Origin of the sequence: Rhodococcus sp. B10 (genome assembly GCF_011770055.1) — a bacterium.
GTDB classification, from domain to species: Bacteria; Actinomycetota; Actinomycetes; order Mycobacteriales; family Mycobacteriaceae; genus Rhodococcoides; species Rhodococcoides kyotonensis_B.
In genome coordinates this window covers 25,525-52,190 of record NZ_JAAFYV010000003.1, presented here as the reverse complement: position 1 = coordinate 52,190, position 26,666 = coordinate 25,525, and the positions used below count along the sequence as shown (strand labels likewise).

Sequence of the window (26,666 nt, the reverse complement as noted above, 5' to 3'; positions counted from 1 at the left end):
GGTCAACGTGACTGCGTCGCCACCCACGACCCCCACTGATCAACGACATCGTCGGTCCCGGTACCGAGCACCTCGGAGAACACTCGGTCGACGTCGGCCGCCGACTTCGGCCCGTCGGCCATTCGCTCGTACAGCGACCGGAGTGCGTCCTCGCCGAACCGCTCGGCGACGAACGCCGCCACCGACCACGCCGATTCGTACGCCAATGTCGACCGCGTGCCGCCCGCGGTGAAATCACCGTCCTCCGGGAGAACCGTCGGCGGTCCCCCGACCGCGACCAGCCTGCTCAGTGTCGGCGCGAGTTGCCCGAACGACGCGCCCGTGTCGCGGTAACCCGAGTAGTCGGCGAATCCCTCGAGCATCCACATCGGCGATCCGTCGACCGTGGTGGACCTGGCGGCGACATGGGTGAGTTCGTGACGCAACACCGATCGTGTCGTGAACTCGGTGAGCCGGTCGGATGCTGCGGGCCCGAACACCACGCGTTGCCCCGCGACGGGTCGGCCCGGGTCGACCGTGTCCGACATCGAGACCGCGGCGACGTTCGCACCTGCGGCATTCTCCCCCACCACCGCGGCGAATTCCTCCGGCGAGCCGGTGACGAACACGACCGCGGCGCGACGCCACTCGTCACCCCAGAAACCGGAGACGGCGTCGACCGCGCCGGGAAGCTCGCGCGCGAGTGCGCCTGCGAGCGCCGTCTGCTCCGGATGAGCGACGACGACGGACGTGCCGCCTGCCGTCGAAACCTGCGTCGTGGACACCGGTCCGAAATCCCACGGCCCACGCCACGTGTGTCGGTCGATCCCGGCAACGTCCGCATCGGAGACGATCCGCCATCGGTCGCCGCGCTCGGCGACCAGCAGTGACACCGGCCTGCGCGTCGGGACGTCGTCGGTGCCGTCGATCGAGTAGCGGAGAACGACGGACGGCGCCCAGACATCGGCGGCGTTCAACGGCGACGCCACCTCGGACGGGACCGGTGTTTCCGGTTCGTCGACGAGTTCGTATCCCCAGTCCGACAGCGGAACGCCCGAGAGGTTGTCGGCGCGGGAGATCTGAGCCTGCAGGAACTCCGGCGCCGCCGCGGGGTCTACGAGATCGGCCAGCGCGGTGGCGTCGTTCGTGCGCACGGCGTCGGCCCATCGATCGAGCAGCTGTTCGACGCCTTCTCGTCGCTGATCCTCGTACGGATTGGCAGGCGGCTCCCCGGCAGGCGACGCGGGGGCGTCGACCACCGGTGCACTGCACGCTGTCAGCAAGGCCATCGCGACGACGACGGCCGCGACCCAGGAGCGGGTCACGGCCGATCGGAGTCGTCGATCAGTAGCGACGGGCACCGTAGAACGGGAACGAGGCCATCGACTGCACCTTGACGGGCACGCCGAACGTCGACGCGTGCAGCACGTTGCCGTTGCCCGCGTAGAGCCCCACATGCGAGGCATCGGGATAGAACAGCACGACGTCGCCGGGCTGAAGATCCTTCTGGTCCACCGGCGTTCCGCCTTGGGCCTGAGCCTGGCTGGACCGTGGAAGCGTTTTGCCGACCTGCTTGTAGGCCCACACGACCAGGCCCGAGCAGTCGAACCCGTCGGGACCCGTCGCGCCCCAGACGTACGGCTTTCCGATCTGCGTCATGCCTGCCTGCAACGCCGCGATTCCCGATCCAGGGACGAGGTTCTGCAGGATCTTGTTCAGATCGAATCCGGGAGGCAGTGGGGTCCCAGCCAGCTCGGCCTGCTGGTCGCTCGACAGCGCACCGTACGCGGCCATGACGTCGGCCATCTGGCTCTGCAGTTCGCTCTGCTTCGCCTGGAGGTCGTCCGAGACCATCTTGGCCTGCTCTGCGGCCGTACGCGCGGCATCCGCGGCCTGCTCGGCCGCCTGCTCGGCGGTACGTGCGTCCGAGGTGGCTTGTTTGAACTGCTCGACCTGGCGGGCAGTCTCGGCAGAGATGACGTCGAGAGCCGACATCTGGTCGAGTAGCTGCTGCGGGGAGTCGCTCACCATGACCGCGAAGAGGCGGTTGGTTCTCCCACCCTGGTAGTTGACGTTCGCGACCTTGTCGATCGCCGGCTTCAACTGCGCGAGTGCGTCTTCCGCCGCCTGCAGCGCCACCCGATGGGTGTCCACGGAGGCCTCTGCGTCGCGCTGGGCCGCAGTCTTGGCGTCCAGGTCGATCTGAGCGTTGTGCAGGGCTTCGGTGGTCTGCTCCGATTCGCGAGACAGGTCGGCGAGGCGGGTCTGAGCATCGGTCGCGCTGCCGATCTGCGGCTGCGCGTGCGCGATCGCCGTCGGGCTCGCGAGGAGGCACGCTGCCAGGGCAGCGGTCAGCACAGCGCGTTTGGAACGAGTGACGCGTTTGACGGTCGGTGTCGCCACGAGGAGGTGACTCTCCGTTCTTGCCGAGACCACCGGATCGAACCGCGCAAACGGTCCCTCGGCGGGGATAACAATTCGAAAACGAACCATACCCACGGACTAGGTCTTGTGGACAGGTTTGACGTCGGCAATTCGTAGGAATCAGCGTACGAAAAGTACGTGAATTCCTGACGAACAGCTTTGCCAGGCTACGAAAAGACGGGATTGCTGTCCATTCGATGCCGAATCGTTGTGACAACCCACAACTTTCCGGCAGGCCGTGACACTGTCGTGTCACGAGGCCTCACACGACGAGAGCAGCACCGGACATCACGAGCCGGTGGGCTCGGTTCCGATGCTGCTCGTCGGTAGATCATGCTGGCGTCCGGTAACAGACGTCAGTAGCGGCGCGCTCCGTCGTACGGCATCGACGCGACCGGTGCGACCTTGACCGGAACACCGGACGTGGACGCGTGAACGACGTTGCCGTTGCCGACGTAGATTCCCGAGTGCGATCCGCCGTAGAAGGAGATCACGTCACCGGGTTGCAAGTCGGACTGTGAAACAGGAGTTCCTGCTGCTGCCTGGTCGTAGCTGGTGCGCGGCAGGCTGATACCGGCCTGCTTGTATGCCCACTGCACGAGACCCGAGCAATCGAAGGAGTCGGGGCCCGACGCACCGTAGACGTACGGGGCGCCGATCTTGGACTCTGCGGCCTGAACGGCCTTGGCTGCGGGCGTGACCTGCGGAGCAATACCTGCGGGAGCACCCGGCAACGCGGGCGCCCCGGGCAGGCCCGGGAGCTCGGTCGGAAGCTGAATGCCCGGGATCTCCGGAACTTCGAAGGTTCCGACGCCGGGGATGGTGATGGGGGCCGCCATTGCGGGAGCAGCAGGAAGGACCACTGCGCCGGCTGTGATCGCGCCGGCTACGAGGACTCGACGCAATGAACGGGTTGAAGTGTGTGACGCCACGAGAAGGGGTTGCTCCGTTTCTTCCACTCATCCGCCGACCGAGTTAGCTGACGGGTTCGGGCTGGGAAGATCAGCCCTACCCACCGGCACGCGGTAGCGATTCGGCGGGATTCACCCCAGTGGAAATCGGGTTCCCGGTTCGGGGCTCTCACGAGGTCCCGATTAGGCGGTGACTTGCGACGCCACTCCGGTGTGGATTGGCGAGACTCCGCAAGGTCTCAGGAAGGTTACGAAACGGCATACGTCCGTGTCGACCCCGACGCGCCGGGCAAGCCCTATTAGTTCCGTTTTCGACTACATCGCTTGCTGGTCGGCCTCTTGGTCACGGGGCGGTAACGGCGAGCTGTCCATCGGCTGATCGTCGTCCGTCACCAGACGCAGACGGGGTACGAGACCGACGTCCGCGAGGACACCCATCGCACCGAGTTCTTCCTGGTCGATGTCGATTTTGGAGGTACGCGAGCGCACGTCCACACGCTCCCCGGAAGGCCACCCCGGCGCCCCGAGAAGGACCGTGACAACGCAGTCCGCGCACGCGATGTCGCGGACCTTGCAATCACTGCAGTCGACAATCATGTGATCCTCGTCTCTTTCGTCGTTCGAGCGTCGTTCACAGGCCCGATTCGGCCGTCGAGAGGGAACCTAGCGACGCCCTCCGACACCTTCGGCGACGACGGATCTCGAGCCCGCATGTTGTCGGTGCTTCCGTCTAGCGTCCAGATCTTGTGAGCCTTCCGATCCAGCTGACGTTCGACGAACTGGACACCCCTCTGCACGACACGACGTTCGTCGTCGTGGACCTCGAGACGACGGGCGCCAGCGCGGACACCGAAGCGATCACCGAGATCGGCGCCGTGAAGATTCGGGGCGGCGAGGTCGTCGGCGAGTTCGCGACGCTCGTCGATCCCGGCCGATCGATCCCGCCGTACATCGTCGAACTCACCGGCATCACGACCGCGATGCTGATCGGCGCACCACGCATCGAACGCGTGCTGCCCGCGTTCCTCGAATTCGCCCAGGGCGCAGTGCTGGTGGCACACAACGCGAGATTCGACATGGGCTTCCTGCGGGCTGCCGCCAGCCGTCTCGACGTCGCCTGGCCCAAGTTCTCGGTCCTGTGCACGGTCAAGCTGGCGCGACGCGTCCTCACCCGCGACGAGGCACCGTCGGTCAAGCTTTCGGCGTTGGCCTCCCTGTTCCAGGTCAGCACTCGGCCCACCCACCGCGCGCTCGACGACGCACGCGCGACCGTCGACGTCCTGCACGCGTTGATCGAACGCGTCGGAAACCAGGGCGTGCACAGTTACGCCGAACTGGTCGACTACCTGCCGAACGTGTCGTCGGGCCAACGGGCGAAGCGGCACCTCGCCGCCGGCCTGCCGCGGACGCCCGGCGTGTATCTGTTCAAGGGCCCGGGAAACGAGGTGCTGTACGTCGGCACGTCGACCGATCTGCAGCGCCGTGTCCGCAACTACTTCACGGGCTCCGAGACTCGTGGACGCATGAAGGAGATGGTCGACCTCGCCGTCGGCGTCGATCACGTCGAGTGCGCCCACGGGCTCGAAGCCGGAGTGCGCGAACTCCGGCTTCTGAGTGCCCACATTCCTCCGTACAACCGGCGTTCGAAGTTTCCGAAGAAGGGGTGGTGGATCACGACCACCTCGGAGGCTTTTCCTCGTCTGTCGGTCGTCCGTGTACCCACGCCCGGCAGTCTCGGTCCGTTCACGGCGCGAGCCGACGCGGCCGATGCTGCGGCCCTCGTGGCGGAGTACGCGGGAATTCGCACGTGCACCCGCAGGCTCCCCGCGACGAAGCTGCACGGGGGTGACTGCCCGCCGACGGCGGTCGGTGGATGCGCAGCCGCGTCCTCGGGGCTGCTGTCGGCCGAGGAGTACGCGTCGTATCCCAAGAAGTTCCTGGCTCTCGCAGCAGGTCTCGACGACTCCGTCTTGCTCGCCGCTCGAGCGAAGGTCACCCGGCTGGCGGACTCCGAGCTCTTCGAGTCCGCGGCGCGCCTGCGCGACCGTCTCGCAATCCTCGCCGACATGCTCGCGCGGATGCATCGGCTCGCGGCCGTGGCGGCGATCGCGGAACTCGTGGCGGCCCGACGAACACCCGAGGGTGGGTGGGAGCTCGCGGTCGTCCGCTACGGCCGCCTTACCGGCGCAGCCGTGGCGCCGCGGCGTGTACACCCGATGCCCGTCGTCGAGGCCATCACGGCCTCCGCCGAAACGGTGGTCCCGGACGACACACCGCTGCGCGGCGCGTCACCGGAAGAAGTAGGCCTCATCGCGCGCTGGCTCGACTCCGACGGCGTCCGCATAGTCCGGACCACCGACGGCTGGATGTCGCCCGTCCACGGGGCAGGCAGCTGGCGAGAGTGGTGCCGCACCGCCAGAGAGGTCTCACGACGCGAACACCGGGCCTACGACGACGTCCGACATCGGTGACGGGCCCGCCCTCTAAGCTCGTCCACGTCACGTGCGACCGACGTGTCGCCATCGTTCGTGGAGGAGCCTAATGATCAACGCCATCGTCATGATCGACGCCGAGGCGAACGCCATCCCCGAGACCGCTCAGGCGGTGGCCGACGTCGCAGGCGTCACCGAGGTGTATTCGTGCGCAGGCGACGTCGACCTGATCGCGATCGTGAAGGTGCGCGATCACCAGCAGATCGCCGAGGTCGTCACCGGAGGCATCAACAAGGTGCCAGGCGTACTGAACACCGCGACGCACATCGCGTTCCAGTCGTATTCGAGTGCCGACGTCGAGGCAGGCTTCTCCATCGGCGAGTGAGCCGGGTAGTAGTCAGTCCAACTCGTTGGACCGCGTCACCCACCGGGCCAACAGATCCGTGGCTGCACCCGAGTCGATCGCCGTCGCCGCGCGAGTGAGTCCCGACGCCACCGCGGGCACCAGCCCGTCGGCGTTCAGCCCGTCGGTGATTCCGCCGTGAGCCGCCAGCGCGGCAGCAGCGTTCAGCAGAACCGCGTCGCGCACCGGCCCGGTCTCCCCCGCGAACACCGCCCGCGCGACGCCTGCGTTGTACATCGCGTCTCCGCCGCGCAGCGCGTCGATGGGAACGAGGTCGAGTCCGAAGTCCCGTGGGTCCAAGGTCGTGGCCGTGACCGACCCGCCGGACACCACGTGCACGGTCGACGTCGTCGACAGCGTGATCTCGTCCAGGCCGTCGTCGCCGCGCACCACCAGTGCGCTGGTGCCCCGTTCGGCGAACACTCCGGCCACCACCGACGCGAGGGACTCGAACGCGCAGCCGATCAGTCCGGCCCGAGGACGGCCCGGATTCGTCAGCGGTCCGAGCACGTTGAACGCCGTCGGGATCCCGATCTCCTTGCGCGCCGGGCCCGCGAAGCGCAGTGCCGGGTGGTAGACGGGTGCGAAGCAGAAGCCGATCCCGACGTCGCGAACAGTCTGCGCGACACCGTCCGGCCCCAGCCCGAACTTCACGCCGAGCGCTTCGAGCACGTCCGTCGTACCGCTCTTCGACGACGCGGCCCTGTTTCCGTGCTTGACGACGGGCGCGCCTGCCGCTGCGACGACGACGGCGGCCATCGTCGAGATGTTGACCGTGTCGGCGCCGTCGCCGCCCGTGCCGACGACGTCGACCGAATTCGGCTCGCTCGCAACGAGATTCGCATGCGCAAGCATCGAGTCCGCGAGGCCGCGAACCTCGGCCGACGTCGGGCCCTTCATCTTGAGGGCGACACCGAAGGCCGCGATCTGCGCCGCAGTCGCGTTGTCGGACATGATCTCGTCCATCGCCCAACCGGTATCGGCGGCCGACAGATCGGTCGACGACGTCAACGCGCCCAGAATCGACTTCCACGTCCGCTGCGATTCGCCGGCCTTCGGATCGGTCATGTTCTCCCCGTGTCTTCCTGCGCTGACGGCTGTTCGGGCCGACGCACTCGACCCTCTGTCGTGCGCACGAAGCTTAGCTAGGCGCGCTCGGTCGCATCGGCACCAGGTTGCAGCGCATCCCACCCGAGAACGATCCCGCCCCGCCGCTGAGCCAGACCCGCCATTCGCGACCGTTCCTGCGAGCAGTGCAGCGCATCGACGATCTGCACTCGCTGCAATGTCACCGACACTCCGTCCTCGACCGGTAGGCGTCGATCTGCATCGTCGATCGTGATCGTGGCCGCCGGTTCCACGAGCGCGTAGCCGTCCTGCGCCGCGATCGCCGCCGCGTCGGACACCGTGTCCGACGGCAGCACCAGATGGTGACGAAGCACCGCCTCCTTCGTCGCGACGAAACCGCCGTCGTCGGTTCCTCGGTCGAGTGCGGCCGAACAGGATTCGGCGTCGTCGAACGAGGACGCCACTACCACCAGATCGTCGCGAGTGGGGTCCAGAGGCACCGTCTTCGAGCGCGAGAACAACCGCCGGAACCAACCACCACCATCGTTCGTTGACATGAGGCAAGCCTTGCACGACACCGGCCCACCGAGTCGTCCACAGGGCCTGAACTGCGCCTTTCGCGAGAGTGTCGACGGCGCCTGTCGATCCGACGCGCCAAGACCGGACCCGGGTATGCGTTCGGTACTACGGGCAGTCATACTTCTTTCTGTGACGAGCGCTGTAGGGACTCAAGGATCGGCAATCACCCAACGCGTGCACTCGCTGAACCGTCCCAATATGGTCAGCGTCGGCACCATCGTGTGGCTGTCGAGCGAACTCATGTTCTTCGCTGGACTTTTTGCGATGTACTTCGTCGCGAGAGCACAGGCGAATGGAAACTGGCCACCGGAGCCGACCGAACTCAACCTCGCGCTGGCCGTACCGGTCACCGCGGTGCTGATCGCGTCGTCGTTCACCTGCCAGCTCGGCGTCTTCGCCGCCGAGCGCGGTGACGTCTTCGGGTTGCGCCGCTGGTACATCATCACCCTGGCCATGGGCGCGTTCTTCGTGCTCGGCCAGGGCTATGAGTACTACCACCTGGTGCACGAGGGCACGACGCTGTCGTCGAGCGTGTACGGATCGGTCTTCTACATCACGACCGGTTTCCACGGACTCCACGTCATCGGCGGTTTGATCGCCTTCGTCTTCCTGATCACGCGAACGCTGGTCAGCAAGTTCACGCCCGCGCAGGCTACGGCGGCGATCGTGGTGTCGTACTACTGGCACTTCGTCGACATCGTGTGGATCGCACTGTTCGCGACCATCTACTTCATTCGCTAACGCGCATGAGCTGTAATTCAGTTTTCACTTCGCCAGCGGACGTTCGGTACCAGCCCCCGACGTTCAGTCCGTCCCGACACGACAAGGGATAGAAGATGAGTTCATCTCCCCCAGCAGCACCCGGTGACAGCACCAGCGGATCCGCATCTGCCGGATCTCCGTCGGCCGTGAAGAGCCGGCGTCAGCGCAAGGTACGCCGCCGCGTCACCGGCGCCCTAGTCCTCATGATGGGACTCATCAGCGCGGGGTTCCTCGCTTCTGCCCTGACTCCCACCCCGCAGGTCGCGACGGCCGACGAGGACTCGGCCGCGCTGATCCGCGAAGGCAAGCAGTTGTACGACACGTCGTGTGTCACGTGCCACGGCGTCAACCTGCAGGGTGTGCAGGACCGCGGACCCAGCCTCATCGGTGTCGGTGAAGCAGCCGTCTACTTCCAGGTCTCGTCGGGTCGTATGCCTGCGGTGCGCAACGAAGCCCAGATCATGCGCAAGCCACCGAAGTTCGACGACAAGCAGGTCGACGCACTCGGCGCCTACATCCAGGCCAACGGCGGCGGCCCGACCGTCGTCCGTGACAGCAACGGCGAGATCGCACAGTCCTCGCTCGCCGACGGCGACATCGCCCGCGGTAGCGAGCTGTTCCGTCTCAACTGCGCGTCGTGCCACAACTTCACCGGTGAGGGCGGCGCACTGTCCTCCGGCAAGTTCGCTCCGGCCCTCGGGCCCGCGAGCGAGCAGCAGATCTACACCGCGATGCTCACCGGACCTCAGAACATGCCGAAGTTCTCCGATCGTCAGCTGACGCAGGAGGAGAAGGTCGACATCATCTCGTACGTCAAGTCCGCCCAGGAGACCAACCCTCAGGGTGGTTGGGGCCTCGGTGGATTCGGCCCCGGCACCGAAATGATCGCCATCTGGGCCATCGGAATCGCTGCCGTCGTCGGCGCAACATTGTGGATCGGAGCAAGGTCATGAGCGACGGCGAGTCCCGGCGCACCGACAGCGGACACGGCGACGCCACCAAGGGCGGACCGGTGGACGTGAACAAGAAGTACACCGACGAGGAACTCGCCGGTATGACCCGCGACCAGCTCGTCGAACTCGGCACCAACCTCGACCACGTCGACGTTGCGTACCGCCGTGACCGCTGGGCCGTCAAGGGCACCCGCGCCGAGAAGCGTGCCGAGCGAGGCGTGGCCGCGTGGTTCGCACTCGCGGGCATCTCGGCCGTCGCGTTCATCGCGATCTACCTCTTCTGGCCGTGGCAGTACGCAGGCCGTGGCGAGGAGAACTACGGCTTGTACACGCTGTACACCCCCCTCATCGGTCTGACGATGGGTCTGGCGATTCTGGGTGTCGGCGTCGGTGCCGTCCAGTTCACGAAGAAGTTCATCCCCGAAGAGGTCTCCATCCAGGATCGTCACGACGGCGGTTCTCCCGAGGTCGACCGCAAGACGGTCGTCGCGGAGCTGGGCGACTCGTTCGAGACGTCGACGCTGGGTCGCCGCAAGGTCATCAAGCGCTCGCTCGTCTTCGGCGGCGGCGCACTCGGAGTCATGGCTCTTCTGCCGCTGGGTGGACTCGTGAAGAACCCGTGGGCGGAAGGTGACAAATCTCCGCTCTGGGTTTCCGGATGGACCCCGCGCTACCCTGGTGAGACGATCTACCTTCGGCGCGACACCGGTCGTCCCCACGACGTCGTTCTGGTGCGTCCCGAGGATATGGATGCCGGAGCCATGGAAACCGTGTTCCCCTTCCGCGAAGCCGATCGCGGTGACGATCACGCACTGCTCGCAGGACTGCGTGGAATTCGCAACTCCGTCATGCTCATCCGTCTCCGCACGGAGGACGCCGACAAGGCCATCAAGCGCAAGGGCCAGGAGAGCTTCAACTACGGCGATTACTTCGCCTACTCGAAGATCTGCACCCACCTCGGTTGCCCGACGTCGCTGTTCGAACAGCAGACGAACCGAATCCTGTGCCCGTGCCACCAGTCGCAGTTCAACGCCCTCGAATACGGCAAGCCGCTCTTCGGCCCCGCCGCTCGCGCGCTGCCGCAGCTGCCCATCACGGTCAACGAGGAAGGCTTCCTCGTTGCCAACGGTGACTTCATCGAAGCCCTCGGACCCGCCTTCTGGGAGCGTCCGAACCGCGAAGCGGAGAGTGAATCATGAGTCCTTCACTGCAAACCCTCGCAGCCAAGCAGGCAGACGACGTCGACAGTCGCTACCACTTGGCGCCGGGCCTGCGTCGGCAGATCAACAAGGTCTTCCCGACGCACTGGTCGTTCCTGCTCGGTGAGATCGCCCTGTACAGCTTCGTCATCCTGCTGATCTCGGGTGTGTTCCTGACGCTGTTCTTCGACCCGTCGCTCAGCGAAGTCGAATACAACGGCATCTACGAGCCGCTCCGCGGTGTGACCATGTCCCGGGCGTACGAGACGGCATTGAACATCTCGTTCGAGGTCCGCGGCGGTCTGTTCATGCGACAGATTCACCACTGGGCCGCCCTGATGTTCGCCTGCTCGATCATCGTGCACATGCTGCGCATCTTCTTCACCGGTGCGTTCCGTCGCCCGCGTGAAGCGAACTGGGTCATCGGCTGCCTGCTGCTGATCCTGGCGATGTTCGAAGGCTTCTTCGGATACTCGCTTCCCGACGACCTGCTGTCCGGCACGGGCCTGCGCGCCGCGTTCTCGGGCATCACGATGAGCGTCCCGGTCATCGGTACCTGGCTGCACTGGCTGATCTTCGACGGCGACTTCCCCGGCACGATCATCATCCCGCGCCTGTACGTCGCGCACGTTCTGTTGCTTCCCGCGATCATTCTCGCGCTGATCGCCGCTCACCTCGCGTTGGTCTGGTACCAGAAGCACACGCAGTTCCCCGGACCCGGCCGTACCGAGAAGAACGTCGTCGGCGTGCGCATTCTCCCGGTCTTCGCCGTCAAGTCCGGTGCGTTCTTCGCCGTGACGTTCGGTGTGCTCGCTCTCATGGGTGGTCTGCTGCAGATCAACCCGGTCTGGAACCTCGGCCCGTACAACCCGGCCCAGGTCTCGGCTGGTTCGCAGCCCGACTTCTACATGATGTGGACCGACGGTCTGGCACGTCTGTGGCCCGCGTGGGACATCTACATCGCGAACCGCTACACGATCCCCGCGGTGTTCGCCGTCGCGGTCATCATGGGCTTGGTGTTCACGGTCATGATCGCCTACCCGTGGATCGAGAAGCGTCTCACCGGAGACAACGCTCACCACAACCTGCTGCAGCGTCCGCGCGACGTTCCGGTCCGCACCGCCATCGGCGCAATGGTTCTGGCGTTCTACATCGTTGCGACGCTGTCCTGCATCAACGACATCATCGCGTACAAGCTCGACATCTCCCTGAACGCGATGACGTGGATCGGCCGTATCGGAATCCTGATTCTGCCTCCGATCGCGTACTACGTGGCGTACCGCTTCTGCATCGGTCTTCAGCGGAGCGACCGCCAGGTGCTCGATCACGGAATCGAGACGGGCATCATCAAGCGTCTGCCTCACGGCCAGTACGTCGAGGTGCACCAGCCGCTCGGCCCGGTCGACGATCACGGACACCCGATCCCGCTCGAGTACCAGGGCGCTGCAATTCCGAAGAAGATGAACAAGCTCGGTTCTGCCGGCAAGCCCGGCTCGGGTTCGATGTTCCGTCCGGATCCGGTTGCCGAGAGCAAGGCACTCGAAGAGGCCATCCACCATGGCGAGCTCGAGCAGCTCGCGATGCTCCGCGAATACCAGGCAGGTATTCACGGAAACGGCTCGAACGGCCACGGTTCCAACGGCAACGGCCACGCCACCAATGGCAACGGCCACGGTTCGAACGGCCACGCCGCGCAAGACGGCGGCACGGCAGGCGAGCAGTCGACGGCTCGTCGCGAAAGCGACATCGAGCGCTAGAGCGTTTGCACGACGAAGGGCGGCACCGTTTTCGGTGCCGCCCTTCGTCGTTCCGCTACCCCTCCCCTCCCCCGGCCCCACGAGGCCGAGAGTTCGTCCACGGCCGTACATTTCAAGCGGTGCCCGCGACGGACCAGGTTTCCGACGGCCGAAGCGCGGGGCATACGGCGAACGTGACCAACGAACGACAACGCATCCTGTCGGTGGCGCGACGCACCCTGGGCCTCGACGAGCTGCGTCCCCTCCAGATCGACGCCGTGTCCGCGCTTCTCGACGGACGCGACGTTCTCGCCGTGATGGCAACCGGATACGGAAAGTCGGCCATCTTTCAAACTGCGGCGGCAATGCTCGACGGGTTGACCGTCGTCGTATCGCCGTTGATTGCACTTCAGCAGGATCAAGTGCAGTCACTCGAAGAACTGGACTCGCCGTCGGCTCCTGTTGCCGTTGCGCTGAACTCGCAGCACTCCGACGCCGAACGCGAGGATGTGCGCGACCGTCTCGTCGCCGGCGACATCGATCTCCTCTATCTCTCTCCCGAACAGCTGGTGCGCGACGACGTCCTGGCCGCCCTAGCCGATGTCGGTATCGCACTCGTGGCAGTCGACGAGGCGCACTGTGTGTCGTCGTGGGGCCACGAGTTCCGCCCCGACTATCTTCGTGTCGGCGAAGCAGTGACCGCACTCGGCCGCCCGACCGTGATCGCGCTGACGGCAACCGCTTCTCCCCCGGTGCGTGACGACATCGTCGAGAAGCTGTCGCTCCGCGATCCGGTCCGCCTGTCGGGTGGGTTCGACCGGCCCGAGATTCGGTTCGAAGTGCGCACGCACGCCGACGAACAGGCAACCGTAGACGCAGCCGTGGAGGACGCGTCGACGCTCGACGGCCAGGGCCTCGTGTACATCGACACGCGCGCCGCGTCGGAAAGCGTGGCAGAGACGCTGACGGCTGCCGGTAGGCCCGCCGCGGCATATCACGGAGGCCTGAAGCAGAACGACCGTGACCGTGTCGCGAAGGACTTCGCAACCGGGGACATCGACATCGTGGTCGCCACGTCCGCGTTCGGAATGGGAATCGACAAGCCGGACATACGATTCGTCGTCCACGCGGCGGCACCGGGGTCCGTCGACGCGTACTACCAGGAAGCCGGACGGTGCGGACGCGACGGCCGTGCCGCGCTCGCGCGACTCCACTACTACCCGGGCGGTCTGTCGATGCACCGATTCTTCGCGACGCGCACCGTCGACGAATCGCTGATCCGACGCGTCGTGAAGACTCTCGGCTCGGCGGGGCGCGCCCTTCCGCTGTCCGGGATCAAGGACCGACTGAAGAACAGGTCCCGCAAGCTGACCATGGTGATCAACCTGTTGGTCGAGTCAGGCGCGCTCGAACGCACCGAGGCCGGGTTGGTGCCGGTCGGTGACGTGAGCGCGAAAGAGGCCATCGCCGAAGCGACGTCGTTGACCGAGGCCGAACAGAAGTACGCACGTTCCCGCGTCGACATGATGCGTGGCTACGCCGAATCCACTCGGTGTCGTCGACGGCACATCCTGGAGTACTTCCGCGAGGAGCTCGGCTCCCCGTGCGGCAACTGCGACATGTGTTCCACCGGGGCCGAATCGGAGGACATTCCTGACGGAAGGTTCACGTTGGGCGACGTCGTCGAGCATCCCGACTGGGGCAGGGGAACGGTCAGCGCCGTCGAATCCGACCGCATCACTGTGCTGTTCGACGACGAAGGTTACAAGACGTTGGCGCTGAGCGTGATCGGAGACGACCTCGACAAAGCCGGATAGCCCCTCTACGCAGCGAGCGCCGACCCCAATCGGGATCGGCGCTCGTGGCGTGAATGCGGTTGTGTGTCAGTGCTTCTCGGGTCCGACGTGGTACTCGAACACCAAGCCTGCGGCAGCCGACAGAATCAGCACGACACCGAAGGCGATGAGCCACCAGAGGAAGAAGGCGAAACCGATCGCGGTGACCGATGCAGCACCGGCGAGCAGGATCGGCCAGAAGCTGCCCGGGCTGAAGAAGCCCAGATCGCCTGCGCCGTCGCTGATCTCGGCGTCGTCGAAGTCCTCGGGACGAGTGTCCAGACGACGAGCGACGAACCGGAAGTAGGTTCCGATGATCAGCGTCAGGCCGACCGACAGGGCGATGGCCGTGACACCGGCCCACTCGACGCCGGTCCGCGAGAAACCGGTGAAGAGGGCGTACACGATCCCGACCAGAAGAAAGAAGACAGTCAGGATCTCGAAGATCTTGGCTTCGATTTTCATATCAGCAGTCTCTCTTGGTCAGTTGCCGTCGGCGACGGATTCGGATCTGACGGTGCGGTCCGTGTAGAACGGCGTGGTGCTGGTTGCGATCGGATCCTGACCGATTGCTTCCAGAGCCTGTGCGTTGGTCAACGCCTGGCCACCTTCGGACAGCGGCTTTCGCAGTTCGATGTACTCCTGGAAGTCGTCCGGAGACACCGCGCGAACCTCGAAGTTCATCATCGCGTGGAAGGTGCCGCACATTTCGGTGCAACGGCCGACGAACGCACCCTCACGCTCGATCTCGGAGATCTGGAAGACGTTGTCCGAGTGGTTTTCCTTCGGGTTCGGGAGAACGTCGCGCTTGAAGAGGAACTCGGGAACCCAGAAGCCGTGGATGACGTCCGACGACGCGAGCACGAACTCGATGCGCTTACCCGTCGGGAGAACCAGAACCGGAATCTCGTCGCTGGTTCCGACCGTCTCGATCTTGTTGTAGCGCAGGTAAGACAGGTCCTGCGGGCTCGCGCCGTGGATCGCGCCGGGAACGAACTCGCCGTCTTCGCTGCCCTCGGCACCCTCACCTGGCGTGGCGCCGGCCTCGGCTGCGGCCTGCTCTTCGAGGTCGGTGCCGTCGTACTTGGCTTCGCCGTCCTTGAGATCGACGGTCTGGTAGCCGAACTTCCAGTTCCACTGGTAGGCCGTGACGTCGACAGTCACGTCGGGGTCCGGGGTCTTCTCGTCGACGTAGTTCTGCACGACGACGGTGAAGTAGAACAGAACCGCGATGATCACGAACGGAACGGCCGTGTACGCAAGTTCGAGAGGCACGTTGTATGCCGTCTGACGCGGGAACTCGGGTGAATCCTTCTTCTTCCGGTGGAAGATGACCACCCAGAAGATCAGAGCCCACACGATGATGCCCATGATCAGGGCTGCCACCACGGACCACGTCCACAATTCGCGAATCGACTTACCCTGGGGCGTGACCCCCATGGGGAATCCGAAGCGCAGGACATCGTTGTCGATGGAACAGCCCGACAACAGCAACGCGGCAACGCCGAGAAATGCTGTCAGCCCAGCTCGCCGAAGGATCCGACTCTGCGCCACGTTCACGCCTTCCTGATCGTTCACCACTGAAGAATGAGGGCGTCCACATGCAGATGCCCATGTACTACGCAGCGTAGACCAAAGGACCCGTGAGGCCACTGTCGGGTCGTTACCTTGCGCGCGCCGTGTCTGCGGCATACTCGGTCATCGGCGCCGGCGGGCTCGTGAGAGCCAGGTCGGTGTAGGCAAAGAATCCATCGATCTACGAAACGAGGTAGTAGGCGCTGTGTGTGGACTACTCGGTGTACTCACGTCGGCCGGCACGGACGGTGCGGGAGTGGACCTTGTCTCCTCCGCTACGCACTGTATGCGTCACCGTGGACCGGACGAACCGGGGACGTGGCACGACGACGATGTCATCTACGGCTTCAACCGCCTGTCGATCATCGACATCGAGCACTCGCACCAGCCGTTGCGCTGGGGACCGGCCGACAATCCGACGCGCTACGCGCTGACGTTCAACGGTGAGATCTACAACTACCTCGAGCTCCGGGAGGAGCTGACGCGCGAGCACGGCGCCGAATTCTTCACCGAGGGTGACGGCGAGCCGATCGTCGCCGCGTTCCACTTCTGGGGCGCCGACGCCGTTCGCCGGCTTCGCGGCATGTTCGCGTTCGCGATCTGGGACACCGAGACCCGCGAGCTGTTCCTGGCACGCGATCCGTTCGGTATCAAGCCATTGTTCCTCGCGACGGGCCCCGGCGGCACCGCATTCGGCAGCGAGAAGAAAAGCCTGCTCGAACTGACCGCTCTCGTGGGTATCGGCACCGACCTCGATCCGCGCGCGACGGAGCACTACACCGTCCTGCAGTACGTCCCGGAGCCCGAGACGCTGCATCGCGAGATCCGCCGTCTCGAATCGGGCTGCTATGCGACCCTCTCCCCCGGTTCCGAACCGAAGGTCACGCGCTATTTCACGCCGAAGTTCCCGGTGAAGCCGTTCGCGGCAGGTTCCGACGCCGCACGCTACAAGGAGGTCGCGAGCGCGCTCGAGGACTCCGTCGCCAAGCACATGCGTGCCGACGTCACGGTCGGTTCGTTCCTCTCCGGCGGCATCGACTCGACGGCCATCGCCGCGCTCGCGATGCGTCACAACCCGAATCTGATCACGTTCACCACCGGGTTCGAGCGTGAAGGGTATTCGGAGGTCGACGTCGCCGCCGAGTCGGCCGCCGCGATCGGCGCGCGCCACGTCGTCAAGGTCGTCGGTCCGGAGGAATTCGCGGCGTCGATTCCCGAGATCGTCTGGTACCTCGACGATCCCGTCGCCGACCCGGCGTTGGTGCCGTTGTACTTCGTCGCGAAGGAAGCTCGGAAGCACGTCAAGGTCGTGCTGTCCGGCGAAGGTGCAGACGAGCTCTTCGGCGGCTACACCATCTACCGGGAACCGTTGTCGCTGAAGCCGTTCGACTACTTGCCGAAGGGGCTGCGTCGAGCAGCGGGCGCGTTGAGCGAGCGGATCCCCGACGGAACCCGCGGTAAGAGCCTGCTTCATCGCGGTTCGATGACGCTCGAGGAGCGCTACTACGGAAATGCCAGGAGCTTCGGCGACGCGCAGCTCCGGGCAGTGTTGCGGGACTTCCGCCCGGAATGGACGCACACCGACGTGACGGCACCGATCTACGCGCAGTCGCAAGGGTGGGATCCCGTCGCGCGCATGCAGCACTTGGACCTGTTCACGTGGCTGCGCGGCGACATCCTCGTCAAGGCCGACAAGATCACGATGGCCAATTCGCTCGAGCTCCGCGTGCCGTTCCTCGACAACGAGGTCTTCCGCGTCGCCGAGCAGCTGCCTCTCGATCAGAAGATCACCAAGGACACGACGAAGTACGCGCTCAGGCAAGCGCTCGAGGGCATCGTGCCGGGGCATGTGCTGCACCGCGCCAAGCTCGGCTTCCCGGTGCCACTGCGGCACTGGCTACGCGGCACCGAACTGTTCGATTGGGCCCACCAGCAGATCGCCGAGTCCCAGACCGATCACATCCTGAACAAGGCGGCCATCACGTCGATGCTGAACGAGCATCGCGAAGGCAGGTCCGATCACAGCCGTCGACTGTGGACGGTGTTGATCTTCATGGTGTGGCACGGAATCTTCGTCGAGAAGCGCATCGTGCCGCAGATCGCGGAGCCGACGTACCCCGTCAGTCTCTGACCCCGAGAACAGCCTCCGAACCCTCGGAACATCGATGGGCCGCGACACCTCCTGGGAGGATGCCGCGGCCCATCGATGTTGCGGAGTGATCAGGCGGGCAGCAGGGCGCCGACCTCGTCGGCGGCGACGGAGCCGTACGCCGCACCCAGACGCTTCAATGCATCGTCACGCGTGAACTTCCACTCCTGCGTTCCTGTGGTCTCGAGCACCAGGACGGCGACCAGCGAGCCCAGCTGAGCGGCCCGCTCGACGGACGCGCCCGCGCGGTGCGCAACGAGGAAGCCTGCGCGGAAACCGTCGCCGACGCCCGTCGGGTCGACCTTGCTGGTTTCGGGCACGACGTCGACGTGGGTACGGACGCCGTCGGCGGTGACGATCTCGACGCCCGACTTTCCGAGCGTGGTGACGCGAATGCCGACCATCGACGCGATGTCGTCCTCCGACAAACCGGTCTTCTGGCGCAGCAGGCCCCACTCGTACTCGTTGGTGAACAGGTACGCGGCGCCGTCGACGAGCTGTCGCGCTTGATCGCCGTTCAGACGGGCCAGCTGCTGCGACGGGTCGGCGGCGAAGGGGATGCCCGCCTCCCGGCACTGCGCGGTGTGCGCGAGCATGGCGTCGGGATCGTTGGCTCCGACGAGGACGAGCTCGACGCTCTTCCCCGACGCCACGTCGCCGATCGAGATGTCCCGTGCCTCGCTCATCGCGCCCGGGTAGAACGACGCGATCTGCGCCATGTCGTCGTCGGTGGTGCAGACGAAGCGGGCCGTGTGCGCAGTCGTGGAGACTCGAACGCCCGAGCAGTCGACACCGTTGGCTTCCAACCAGGATCGGTACTCACCGAAGTCGGGTCCGACGGCCCCGACCAGGAGCGGGGATCCTCCGAGTACACCGAGCGCGTAGGCGATGTTGCCGCCGACACCGCCCTTACGGATGACGAGGTCGTCGACGAGGAAGCTCAACGAGATGTTCGAGAGCTGGTCTGCGACGAGCTGCTCGGCGAACTTACCCGGGAACCGCATCAGGTGATCGGTCGCAATGGATCCCGATACCGCGAGTGTCACGTACTTGGGCCTTTCGGTCGTTGTCGGTGCGGAATCAACCGTACTCGGCGGTCGGCCGCACAGAGTGCAGAACTGTGCACCGAACAGCACTACGACCGGTACCCACCCTCACGGGCGAGTACCGGTCGTAGTTCGGGGTCGTTCAGATCAGTTGAACGAATCGCCGCAGGCGCAGGAGCCTGTTGCGTTCGGATTGTCGATCGTGAAGCCCTGCTTCTCGATCGTGTCCACGAAGTCGATGGACGCACCTTCGACGTACGGAGCGCTCATCCGGTCGACAGCCAGCGTGACTCCGTTGAAGTCCACCGCGAGGTCGCCGTCGAGGCTGCGATCGTCGAAGAAGAGCTGATAGCGCAAGCCGGCACAGCCACCGGGCTGAACGGCGATACGCAGCGCGAGGTCGTCGCGGCCTTCTTGATCCAGAAGCGCCTTGGCCTTCGACGACGCTGCCTCTGTCATCGTGACCTTGTGCGCAATGGTCTCGTTCGAGACGGTCATGGGCTCTCCCTGTCAGTCGTACAAACCCGTGAACGTCTCAACCGTACTCCGCGCGCTCCTATTCCTCACAGTCCACGTCGTCTCGAATTTCACCTCGAAACCAGACCAGTCTGCGTGGCCGGTGTTCGTGCGGCCGTCGACAGCCGATAACCTGGGGGTGTGAAGTTGCTACGCCGCGGAAACTCCGACAATCCGGACGATCGCGATTCCCAGTCCGCCGAGTCCTCTGCACCCACCGAGGACTCGTCGTCGAACGTCTCCTCGGGCAAAGGCCGTCCGACGCCCAAGCGCCGCGAGGCCGAAGCGAGGCGTCGCGGTCCCGTGGCTCCTCCTCCGATGACGAGCAAGGAAGCCCGCGAGCGCCGTAAGGCCAACCGCGGCACGAAGGAAGATCGCAAGAAGGCGTCGGCCGAGCGCCGCGCCGCGTCTGCCGACCGCCGTAGCCGGATGCTCGCGGGTGAGGACAAGTACCTTCTCCCCCGCGACAAGGGCCCGGTCCGTGCCTACGTTCGCGACCTCGTCGACGCACGCCGCAACCTCGTCGGGCTGTTCATGCCGATGGCGCTGCTGCTCATCTTCGCGCTGTTTCTGAACCCTGCCGTTCAGGCGTACGTGACGCTGGCGATGTTCGTCATGATGCTGTTCATGGTCATCGAGGGCGTCTTCATCGGCCGACTCGTCAACAACCGCGTCCGCGCACGGTTCCCCGACACTCCCGACGGCGGATTCAAGCTCGGCTGGTACGCCTTCGTACGCGCGTCGCAGATCCGCAAGATGCGTGCACCGAAGCCTCGCGTCGAACGCGGCGCGGCTGTCTGATCCGTGACGCCGGGCCAGCGCATCCTCGTTCTCGGCGGAACACGTTCCGGAAAGTCGGCGTACGCCGAGAGCCTCGTCGATTCGGTGTCGCCCGTGCGCTATGTCGCGACGGGTCGTCGTGACCCGTCCGACGCGGACTGGCAAGCGCGCATCGATTCTCATGTGGCACGGCGACCGGCCGAGTGGACCACGGTCGAGGCGTCGTCGGACCTCCCCGCGGTGATCGGTGGATCAGACGACAGCACCATCGTCGACGACCTCGGCACCTGGCTCACCCACACCATCGACGACCTGAACGCGTGGGACAGCCCGCGCGGCACCGTCGCATCCCGTGTCGACGCCGTCGTGCACGCGGTCGCCGCACACTCGGGTCACCTCGTACTGGTCAGCCCCGAAGTAGGGATGAGTGTCGTCCCGGAGACTCGCTCGGGCAGACTGTTCCAGGACGAGATCGGCGCGATGAACTCGTCACTCGCGGCGGTGTGCGACACCGTCGTTCTGGTCGTCGCGGGACTGCCGCTGACGCTCAAGAGTGATCCGCCCAGCCCGCACTCATGAAAGGTCTTCGGTGACCGAGACTTCAGAGCCCACCGGTATTCCGACGCCGCTTCGGCCGGTGGCTCCACCGTCTGCCGACGCTCGCAGGGACGCGTCGGAACGTCAGAAGACTCTGACCAAGCCCGCGGGCAGTCTCGGGCGGATCGAGGATCTCGGTGAGTGGATCGCCGCCTGTCAGGATGCCTCTCCCCCACGCCCGCTGACGCGTCCGCGCGTCGTCGTGTTCGCCGGCGACCACGGGGTGGCCGCACACGGCGTCTCGGCATACCCGGCCGAGGTGACCGGGCAGATGGTCGCGAACTTCCTTGCCGGCGGCGCTGCCGTCAACGCACTCTCGGCCGTGGCAGGAGCGTCGGTACGCGTGGTCGACATCTCGGTCGACTCGGAGACGGATCCGTCGGTGAGCGCGCACAAGGTGCGACGCTCGTCCGGCTCGATCGACCGCGAGGATGCACTCACCTCCGACGACGTGCTCGCCGCGATCGACGCGGGCCGTGCCATCGCCGACGAGGAAGTCGACAGCGGCGCTGATCTGCTGATCGCGGGCGACATGGGTATCGGAAACACCACTCCCGCAACGGCTTTGATCGCGACGCTCACCGACACCGAACCCGTCGCCGCGGTCGGACGCGGCACCGGCGTCGACGACGCGGGGTGGATGCGCAAGACCGCCGCCATTCGCGACGCCATGCGTCGCGCACGACCGGTCGTCAAGGATCCGGTCGCACTGCTTCGCGTCGCCGGCGGCGCCGACATCGCCGCGATGGCAGGGTTCGTCGCTCAGGCGGCACACCGCCGCACGCCCGTGATTCTGGACGGTCTCGTCGTCACCGCGGCTGCGCTCGTCGCCGAGGAGTCGGCGCGCGGCGCGCGCGAATGGTGGGTTGCCGGGCATCGCTCGACCGAGCCCGCGCACTCGATTGCCCTGCGCCACTTGCGTATCGAGCCTCTGCTCGAACTGGACATGCGGCTCGGCGAGGGATCGGGCGCGCTGGTTGCGCTACCTATGATCCATGCCGCGATCGCGACGCTGTCGCAGATGTCGACGTTTGCCGACGCCGGAGTCAGCACCGAAGCCGCGTCCGAGGACTGACCGTGCGCGGCGCACTCGTCGGACCTGCACTCGCGCTGTCGTGGTTGACGGTCCTGCCCATACGCGGTCCACACCGCGTCGACCGTGCCGCCGCCGCGAGAGCAATTGCATCGGCCCCGCTCGTCGGTCTGCTGCTGGGCCTTCTCGTGGGCGGAACGTTGTGGCTGTCGATCGCGGCCTCGCTGAGCGCAATCCTCGCCGGATTTCTCGCCGTCGGCGCCCTCGCACTCGCGACGCGCGGAATGCATGTCGACGGTCTCGCCGACACCGCGGACGGTCTCGGCTGTTACGGACCACCCGAACGTGCGCGAGAAGTCATGAAATCGGGGGGCGCGGGCCCGTTCGGCGTGGCTGCGATCGTCGTCGTGTTCGCGCTGCAGGCAACGGGATTCGGCGCATTGGCCGATCGGCATGCATGGTGGTCCGTCGTGCTCGCGGCGGTGGTGGGACGGGTCTGCGTCGTGCTCGCGTGCCGCCGCGGGTTCGACGCCGCGCCCGAATCCGGATTCGGCGCATTGGTCGCCGGAACCCAGCCGCCGTACACCGTCGCGATCTGGGGCGTCGTCGCGCTGGGTCTGTCGATCTTCGCGGTCGACGACCGGTGGTGGCAGGGACCGCTCGTCGTGGCGGCCGCCCTCGCTTTCACCGAAGCCACCGTGCGCCACTGTTCCCGACGGTTCGGCGGGATCAACGGCGACGTGCTGGGCGCCGCGGTGGAGGTGACGACGGCCCTTGCCGTCGTCGGCCTCCTGATCGGTGGCTGAGTCAGCCGAGCTTCGTCATCCAGCCGTGCGTGTCGGCGAACGTGCCGCGCTGGATGCCGGTCAGCGTGTCGCGCAGAGCGAGCGTGACCTGACCGGGTTCGCCGTCGGCGATGGTGAACTCGCCCTCGGCGGACTTCACACTGCCGACCGGCGTGATGACGGCGGCCGTGCCACAGGCGAAGACCTCGGTGATCTCGCCGGATTCGGCGCCCTTCTGCCATTCCTCGGTCGAGATACGGCGTTCCTCCACCGGGATGCCGGAATCGGTGGCCAGTGCGAGCAACGAGTCCCGCGTGATGCCAGGCAACAACGAACCCGACAGCGACGGCGTGACGAGCCGGGCGTCCGAGCCGGAACCGAACACGAAGAACAGGTTCATTCCGCCCATTTCTTCGACGTATCGGCGCTCGATGGCGTCGAGCCAGACGACCTGGTCACATCCCTGCTCACTGGCCTGCGCCTGCGCGAGCAGCGACGCTGCGTAGTTGCCCGCGAACTTCGCCGCACCCGTTCCGCCCGGGGCCGCACGCACGTATTCGGTCGACAACCAGACGCTCACCGGCCTGACACCACGCGGGAAGTACGCACCCGCGGGCGACGCGATCAGCATGTAGCGGTAGGAATCCGCCGGGCGGACACCGAGACCCGCTTCCGTCGAGAACATGTACGGCCGCAGGTACAGCGCGTCCTCGCCGCCGGCTGCGGGGACCCAGTCGTGATCGACGGCCAGAAGTTGCTCGATCGATCCGATGAACAACTCGTCCGGCAGTTCCGGCATCGCGAGCCGACGCGCCGACGATCGGAAGCGCTCGGCGTTGGCGGTGACGCGGAACGACGCGAACTCACCGTTCGGCTGGCGATAGACCTTCAGACCCTCGAAGATCGCCTGGCCGTAGTGCAGCACCATCGCTGCCGGGTCGATCTCGATGGGACCGTACGGGCTGATCGTCGCGTCGTGCCAGCCCTTGTCGACGGTGTAGTCGATGACCGCCATGTGGTCGGTGAAGAACTTCCCGAATCCCGGCGCAGCCAGTACCGCCTCCCTGGCCTCCGAGGGAGCCGGAGAAGGGTGCTGCACGCGCGTGAATTCAGGTAGGCCAGTCATGAGGACAAATCTTATCGAACGACCGTAATCGTCCTCACTTGGTATTCGGCGACACGAACGGTGGAGCCACCGTCTCGCACGCGAGCATCCGGCCCCGGACGTCCACGTGTACTTCGTCTCCGTCGGACACGTTCGCTGCCGTGTCGATCAACGCGAGCGCGATCCCGACGCCGAGCGACGGCGAGAAGGTCCCCGACGTGGTCGTTCCGACGGCGGAACCGTCGCGCATCACCGTCAGCCCGGGACGGAGAACGCCTCGTCCGACCGCCTTGATGCCACGCAGGGTCCGGGTCGGCCCGGCCGCCTTCTCGGCGGTCAACGCATCCTTGCCCCAGAACGCGTCCTTCTTCCAGCCGACCGCCCAGCCGCACCGGGCCTGCAGCGGTGAGATCTCGAGCGACAACTCGTGCCCGTGCAACGGGTATCCCATCTCGGTCCGCAGCGTGTCGCGCGCACCGAGGCCTGCGACGAGCCCGCCTGCCGCCCGGACGGCGTCGACCAACGCGCGAAACAGTGCGTCTGCGTCGGACCACGACGGCACGAGCTCGTACCCGTGTTCGCCGGTGTACCCGGTGCGGCAGACGCGCACCGGGACGCCGTTCCACGTCGCGTCCGCGAAGGCCATGTACTCCATGTCGACCGGCAGCCCCAGTGTGGCGACGACGTCACGTGACGCCGGTCCCTGCACCGCGAACACTCCGAAGTCGCGATGCCGATCGGCGACCGTGACACCTGCGGGCGCCGCATCGGCAAGACCGGCGACGACGGCAGCGGTGTTGGCCGCATTGGGAATCAGGAAGACTTCGTCGGGCCCGACGAAGTACGCGATGAGGTCGTCGACGACACCACCGGATTCGGTGCAGCACAACGTGTATTGGGCTTTGCCCGGCCCGATGCGCTCGAGATCGGCCGTCAGCGCGGAGTTCACGAACTCGGCGGCACCCTGTCCGGACACGAGCGCCTTTCCGAGATGGCTGACGTCGAAGAGCCCGACGTTCTTGCGCACGGCGTTGTGTTCGGCGACGACACCGGCATACGACACGGGCATCTCCCACCCACCGAACGGAGCGAAGGTCGCACCGAGCTCGGTGTGGACGGCGTGAACGGGTCCGCGTGCAAGTGTGTCTTCGCTCATAGCGGCCAACGCTATCCGACGTCACGCCATCACTACGATCGGTGGGACCGACACATTCTCTTTCCACTCGTAGGAGCTGCCCAGTGCCATCCTCCACAACACGCACTCTCGGACCCGACCTGGTCCTGACCGGCCGCCTCGGCAAGAACATCGACGTACTCGTCGTCGCACTGAGCACCAGCGAGGACGGGCTGGAGCTCGTCATCACCGACGACATTTCCGACGACGCGATCGCCTCCGAGCTGCTCGACGCGTTCGAGATCGTCGGCGCCACCGGCAAAGCCGACGAACTCACGCGTATCCCCGCGCCCTCGGGTCTCGCCGTGAACAGCGTGCTGGCCGTCGGTCTCGGTACGTCCGCGGACATCGACGACGAACGCATCCGACGCGCCGCGGGTACTGCCGCTCGCTCGCTCGCAGGCACCGACACCGTCGCCACGACCCTGTCGTCGCTCGACCTGGCCGCCGCTGCCGAAGGCTTCTTCCTCGGCGCCTACACCTTCACCGAGTTCAAGTCTCAGCTGTCGGCACCGGGTCCCGACGCGGCCCCGCTCGGCCGCGTCGAGCTGCTGGTGACCGACCCCCGCGCCCGAGAGACGAAGGCAGAACTCGCCCGGTCCGTCGCCCTCGCCGAATCCGTTGCCATCGCACGCGATTTCGTCAACACTCCCCCGAGCCACCTGTATCCGGAGGCGTTCGCTGCCCGGGCGAAGGAACTCGGCACCGCCGCCGGACTGAAGGTCGAGATCCTCGACGACAAGGCGCTCGAGAAGGGCGGCTACGGCGGCATTCACGGCGTCGGCAAGGGCTCGTCGCGTCTACCGCGGCTCGTGCGCCTGACCCATGCGGGCGGCAAGCGGAAATCGAAGAAGGTGGCGCTCGTCGGCAAGGGCATCACGTTCGACACCGGCGGTATCTCGATCAAGCCTGCGTCGGGCATGGAGAACATGACATCCGACATGGCCGGTGCCGCGGCCGTCATCGCGACGGTGATCCTGGCTGCGAAGGTCGACCTGGAACTGGACGTCGTCGCGACGGTCCCGATGGCGGAGAACATGCCGTCGGGCACCGCGCAGCGTCCCGGTGACGTGCTGACGCAGTACGGCGGCATCACCGTCGAGGTCATCAACACCGACGCCGAGGGACGCCTCGTGCTCGCCGACGCCATGGTGCGCGCGTGCGAGGACGATCCGGACTACCTCATCGACACCGCGACGCTGACCGGCGCGCAGGTCGTCGCTCTCGGCAATCGCACCCCCGGCGTCATGGGCACCGACGAGTTCCGCGATCGCGTCGCCGCGATATCGCAGGCCGTCGGCGAGGACGGCTGGGCCATGCCGATGCCGAAGGAGATTCGCCGCGAGCTGGATTCCAAGGTGGCCGACCTCGCGAACGTCACCAACAACCGCGCCGGCGGCATGCTCGCTGCAGCGCTGTTCCTGAAGGAGTTCGTCGCCGACGGTGTCGAGTGGGCGCACATCGACGTCGCCGGACCTGCCTACAACACCGGAGGCCCGTTCGGCTACATCGGCAAGGGCGGCACCGGTGTCCCGGTGCGCACGATGTTCGCGGTGCTCGAGGACATCGTCGAGAAGGGGTGAATCCCTCGTGAGCAGAAATGTAGAGCCCGCTCTACTTTTCTG

General features: G+C 66.0%; 25 protein-coding genes and 1 riboswitch. Of the genes, 13 read left to right on the top strand and 12 right to left on the bottom strand.

Features of this window, described 5'->3' with window-relative positions; genetic code table 11:
- Positions 1-2 precede the first annotated feature (2 nt).
- From RhoFasB10_RS02730 to RhoFasB10_RS02715, 4 genes are all read right to left on the bottom strand, one after another.
- A complete protein-coding gene (locus RhoFasB10_RS02730) occupies positions 3-1,304 on the bottom strand; it encodes a hypothetical protein (RefSeq protein WP_308115158.1) in 1,302 nt (433 codons plus the stop codon).
- Positions 1,305-1,323: 19 nt separating this feature from the next.
- Positions 1,324-2,382: a C40 family peptidase gene (locus tag RhoFasB10_RS02725; protein ID WP_068420938.1), complete on the bottom strand. Its 1,059-nt coding sequence runs from the start codon at positions 2,380-2,382 to the stop codon at positions 1,324-1,326.
- Positions 2,383-2,759: 377 nt separating this feature from the next.
- Entirely contained in the window at positions 2,760-3,335 is a 576-nt protein-coding gene (locus RhoFasB10_RS02720; protein WP_068420937.1) for a C40 family peptidase, read from the bottom strand.
- Between the two features lie 19 nt (positions 3,336-3,354).
- Positions 3,355-3,514, bottom strand: a riboswitch (cyclic di-AMP (ydaO/yuaA leader).
- Positions 3,515-3,629: 115 nt separating this feature from the next.
- Complete coding sequence (locus tag RhoFasB10_RS02715) at positions 3,630-3,911, bottom strand: hypothetical protein (protein ID WP_068420635.1); 282 nt, start codon at positions 3,909-3,911, stop codon at positions 3,630-3,632.
- Between the two features lie 149 nt (positions 3,912-4,060).
- On the opposite strand from RhoFasB10_RS02715, the gene RhoFasB10_RS02710 reads away from it, so the two are divergent.
- Both RhoFasB10_RS02710 and RhoFasB10_RS02705 read left to right on the top strand, forming a co-directional pair.
- Positions 4,061-5,785 carry a DEDD exonuclease domain-containing protein gene (locus RhoFasB10_RS02710; RefSeq protein ID WP_068420633.1) on the top strand — a complete coding sequence of 575 codons (1,725 nt, stop codon included), beginning with the start codon at positions 4,061-4,063 and terminating at the stop codon, positions 5,783-5,785.
- Positions 5,786-5,855: 70 nt separating this feature from the next.
- Positions 5,856-6,131 (top strand): Lrp/AsnC ligand binding domain-containing protein, encoded by a 276-nt coding sequence (locus RhoFasB10_RS02705; RefSeq protein ID WP_068420632.1) that lies wholly within the window; start codon positions 5,856-5,858, stop codon positions 6,129-6,131.
- Positions 6,132-6,143: 12 nt separating this feature from the next.
- On the opposite strand, the gene trpD is transcribed toward RhoFasB10_RS02705, so the two are convergent.
- Together trpD and RhoFasB10_RS02695 are read right to left on the bottom strand one after the other, a co-directional pair.
- Entirely contained in the window at positions 6,144-7,217 is a 1,074-nt protein-coding gene (gene trpD / locus RhoFasB10_RS02700) for an anthranilate phosphoribosyltransferase (RefSeq protein ID WP_068420630.1), read from the bottom strand.
- 77 nt (positions 7,218-7,294) lie between these two features.
- Positions 7,295-7,774, bottom strand: coding sequence for a hypothetical protein (locus tag RhoFasB10_RS02695; protein WP_174551330.1), 480 nt, complete (start codon positions 7,772-7,774; stop codon positions 7,295-7,297).
- Between the two features lie 151 nt (positions 7,775-7,925).
- On the opposite strand from RhoFasB10_RS02695, the gene RhoFasB10_RS02690 reads away from it, so the two are divergent.
- From RhoFasB10_RS02690 to RhoFasB10_RS02670, 5 genes are all read left to right on the top strand, one after another.
- Positions 7,926-8,537 (top strand): heme-copper oxidase subunit III, encoded by a 612-nt coding sequence (locus RhoFasB10_RS02690; RefSeq protein ID WP_068420627.1) that lies wholly within the window; start codon positions 7,926-7,928, stop codon positions 8,535-8,537.
- A 95-nt stretch (positions 8,538-8,632) separates the two neighbouring features.
- On the top strand, positions 8,633-9,511 hold the full coding sequence (locus RhoFasB10_RS02685) for a cytochrome c (protein ID WP_084423497.1): 879 nt from the start codon (positions 8,633-8,635) through the stop codon (positions 9,509-9,511).
- On the top strand, positions 9,508-10,710 hold the full coding sequence (locus RhoFasB10_RS02680; protein ID WP_277345830.1) for a ubiquinol-cytochrome c reductase iron-sulfur subunit: 1,203 nt from the start codon (positions 9,508-9,510) through the stop codon (positions 10,708-10,710). The genes RhoFasB10_RS02685 and RhoFasB10_RS02680 overlap by 4 nt, the downstream gene beginning before the upstream one ends.
- Positions 10,707-12,467 carry a cytochrome bc complex cytochrome b subunit gene (locus tag RhoFasB10_RS02675; RefSeq protein WP_068420621.1) on the top strand — a complete coding sequence of 587 codons (1,761 nt, stop codon included), beginning with the start codon at positions 10,707-10,709 and terminating at the stop codon, positions 12,465-12,467. Before RhoFasB10_RS02680 ends, RhoFasB10_RS02675 begins: the two co-directional genes overlap by 4 nt.
- 119 nt (positions 12,468-12,586) lie before the next feature.
- Entirely contained in the window at positions 12,587-14,263 is a 1,677-nt protein-coding gene (locus tag RhoFasB10_RS02670) for a RecQ family ATP-dependent DNA helicase (RefSeq protein ID WP_254303362.1), read from the top strand.
- A 66-nt stretch (positions 14,264-14,329) separates the two neighbouring features.
- On the opposite strand, the gene RhoFasB10_RS02665 is transcribed toward RhoFasB10_RS02670, so the two are convergent.
- Together RhoFasB10_RS02665 and RhoFasB10_RS02660 are read right to left on the bottom strand one after the other, a co-directional pair.
- Positions 14,330-14,746 (bottom strand): cytochrome c oxidase subunit 4, encoded by a 417-nt coding sequence (locus RhoFasB10_RS02665; protein WP_068420619.1) that lies wholly within the window; start codon positions 14,744-14,746, stop codon positions 14,330-14,332.
- 18 nt (positions 14,747-14,764) lie between these two features.
- A complete protein-coding gene (locus RhoFasB10_RS02660; protein WP_068420617.1) occupies positions 14,765-15,841 on the bottom strand; it encodes a cytochrome c oxidase subunit II in 1,077 nt (358 codons plus the stop codon).
- Between the two features lie 220 nt (positions 15,842-16,061).
- Here RhoFasB10_RS02660 and asnB point away from each other — a divergent pair, with 220 nt between their 5' ends.
- On the top strand, positions 16,062-17,987 hold the full coding sequence (gene asnB, locus RhoFasB10_RS02655) for an asparagine synthase (glutamine-hydrolyzing) (RefSeq protein WP_167675003.1): 1,926 nt from the start codon (positions 16,062-16,064) through the stop codon (positions 17,985-17,987).
- Positions 17,988-18,076: 89 nt separating this feature from the next.
- Here the strand turns inward: asnB and RhoFasB10_RS02650 are convergent, their stop codons facing one another.
- Entirely contained in the window at positions 18,077-19,051 is a 975-nt protein-coding gene (locus RhoFasB10_RS02650) for a carbohydrate kinase family protein (RefSeq protein WP_068420613.1), read from the bottom strand.
- Between the two features lie 147 nt (positions 19,052-19,198).
- Positions 19,199-19,549: an iron-sulfur cluster assembly accessory protein gene (locus RhoFasB10_RS02645; protein WP_068420611.1), complete on the bottom strand. Its 351-nt coding sequence runs from the start codon at positions 19,547-19,549 to the stop codon at positions 19,199-19,201.
- A gap of 159 nt (positions 19,550-19,708) precedes the next feature.
- Between RhoFasB10_RS02645 and RhoFasB10_RS02640 the strand changes: the two genes are divergently transcribed.
- Genes RhoFasB10_RS02640 through RhoFasB10_RS02625 form a run of 4 tightly spaced genes read left to right on the top strand, consistent with a single transcriptional unit; the run spans position 19,709 to position 22,783 of the window.
- Positions 19,709-20,368, top strand: coding sequence for a DUF3043 domain-containing protein (locus RhoFasB10_RS02640; protein WP_068420607.1), 660 nt, complete (start codon positions 19,709-19,711; stop codon positions 20,366-20,368).
- A 3-nt stretch (positions 20,369-20,371) separates the two neighbouring features.
- Positions 20,372-20,926: a bifunctional adenosylcobinamide kinase/adenosylcobinamide-phosphate guanylyltransferase gene (gene cobU / locus RhoFasB10_RS02635; protein WP_068420604.1), complete on the top strand. Its 555-nt coding sequence runs from the start codon at positions 20,372-20,374 to the stop codon at positions 20,924-20,926.
- A gap of 58 nt (positions 20,927-20,984) precedes the next feature.
- Complete coding sequence (cobT, locus tag RhoFasB10_RS02630; protein WP_254303372.1) at positions 20,985-22,019, top strand: nicotinate-nucleotide--dimethylbenzimidazole phosphoribosyltransferase; 1,035 nt, start codon at positions 20,985-20,987, stop codon at positions 22,017-22,019.
- A gap of 2 nt (positions 22,020-22,021) precedes the next feature.
- Complete coding sequence (locus tag RhoFasB10_RS02625; RefSeq protein WP_068420600.1) at positions 22,022-22,783, top strand: adenosylcobinamide-GDP ribazoletransferase; 762 nt, start codon at positions 22,022-22,024, stop codon at positions 22,781-22,783.
- A 1-nt stretch (position 22,784) separates the two neighbouring features.
- Here RhoFasB10_RS02625 and RhoFasB10_RS02620 read toward each other — a convergent pair whose 3' ends face one another.
- Together RhoFasB10_RS02620 and gcvT are read right to left on the bottom strand one after the other, a co-directional pair.
- Entirely contained in the window at positions 22,785-23,888 is a 1,104-nt protein-coding gene (locus RhoFasB10_RS02620) for a branched-chain amino acid aminotransferase (protein ID WP_068420598.1), read from the bottom strand.
- 34 nt (positions 23,889-23,922) lie between these two features.
- Entirely contained in the window at positions 23,923-25,023 is a 1,101-nt protein-coding gene (gcvT, locus tag RhoFasB10_RS02615) for a glycine cleavage system aminomethyltransferase GcvT (protein ID WP_167675001.1), read from the bottom strand.
- A gap of 83 nt (positions 25,024-25,106) precedes the next feature.
- Between gcvT and RhoFasB10_RS02610 the strand changes: the two genes are divergently transcribed.
- Positions 25,107-26,624 (top strand): leucyl aminopeptidase, encoded by a 1,518-nt coding sequence (locus tag RhoFasB10_RS02610; protein ID WP_167674999.1) that lies wholly within the window; start codon positions 25,107-25,109, stop codon positions 26,622-26,624.
- The last annotated feature ends 42 nt before the right edge of the window (positions 26,625-26,666 follow it).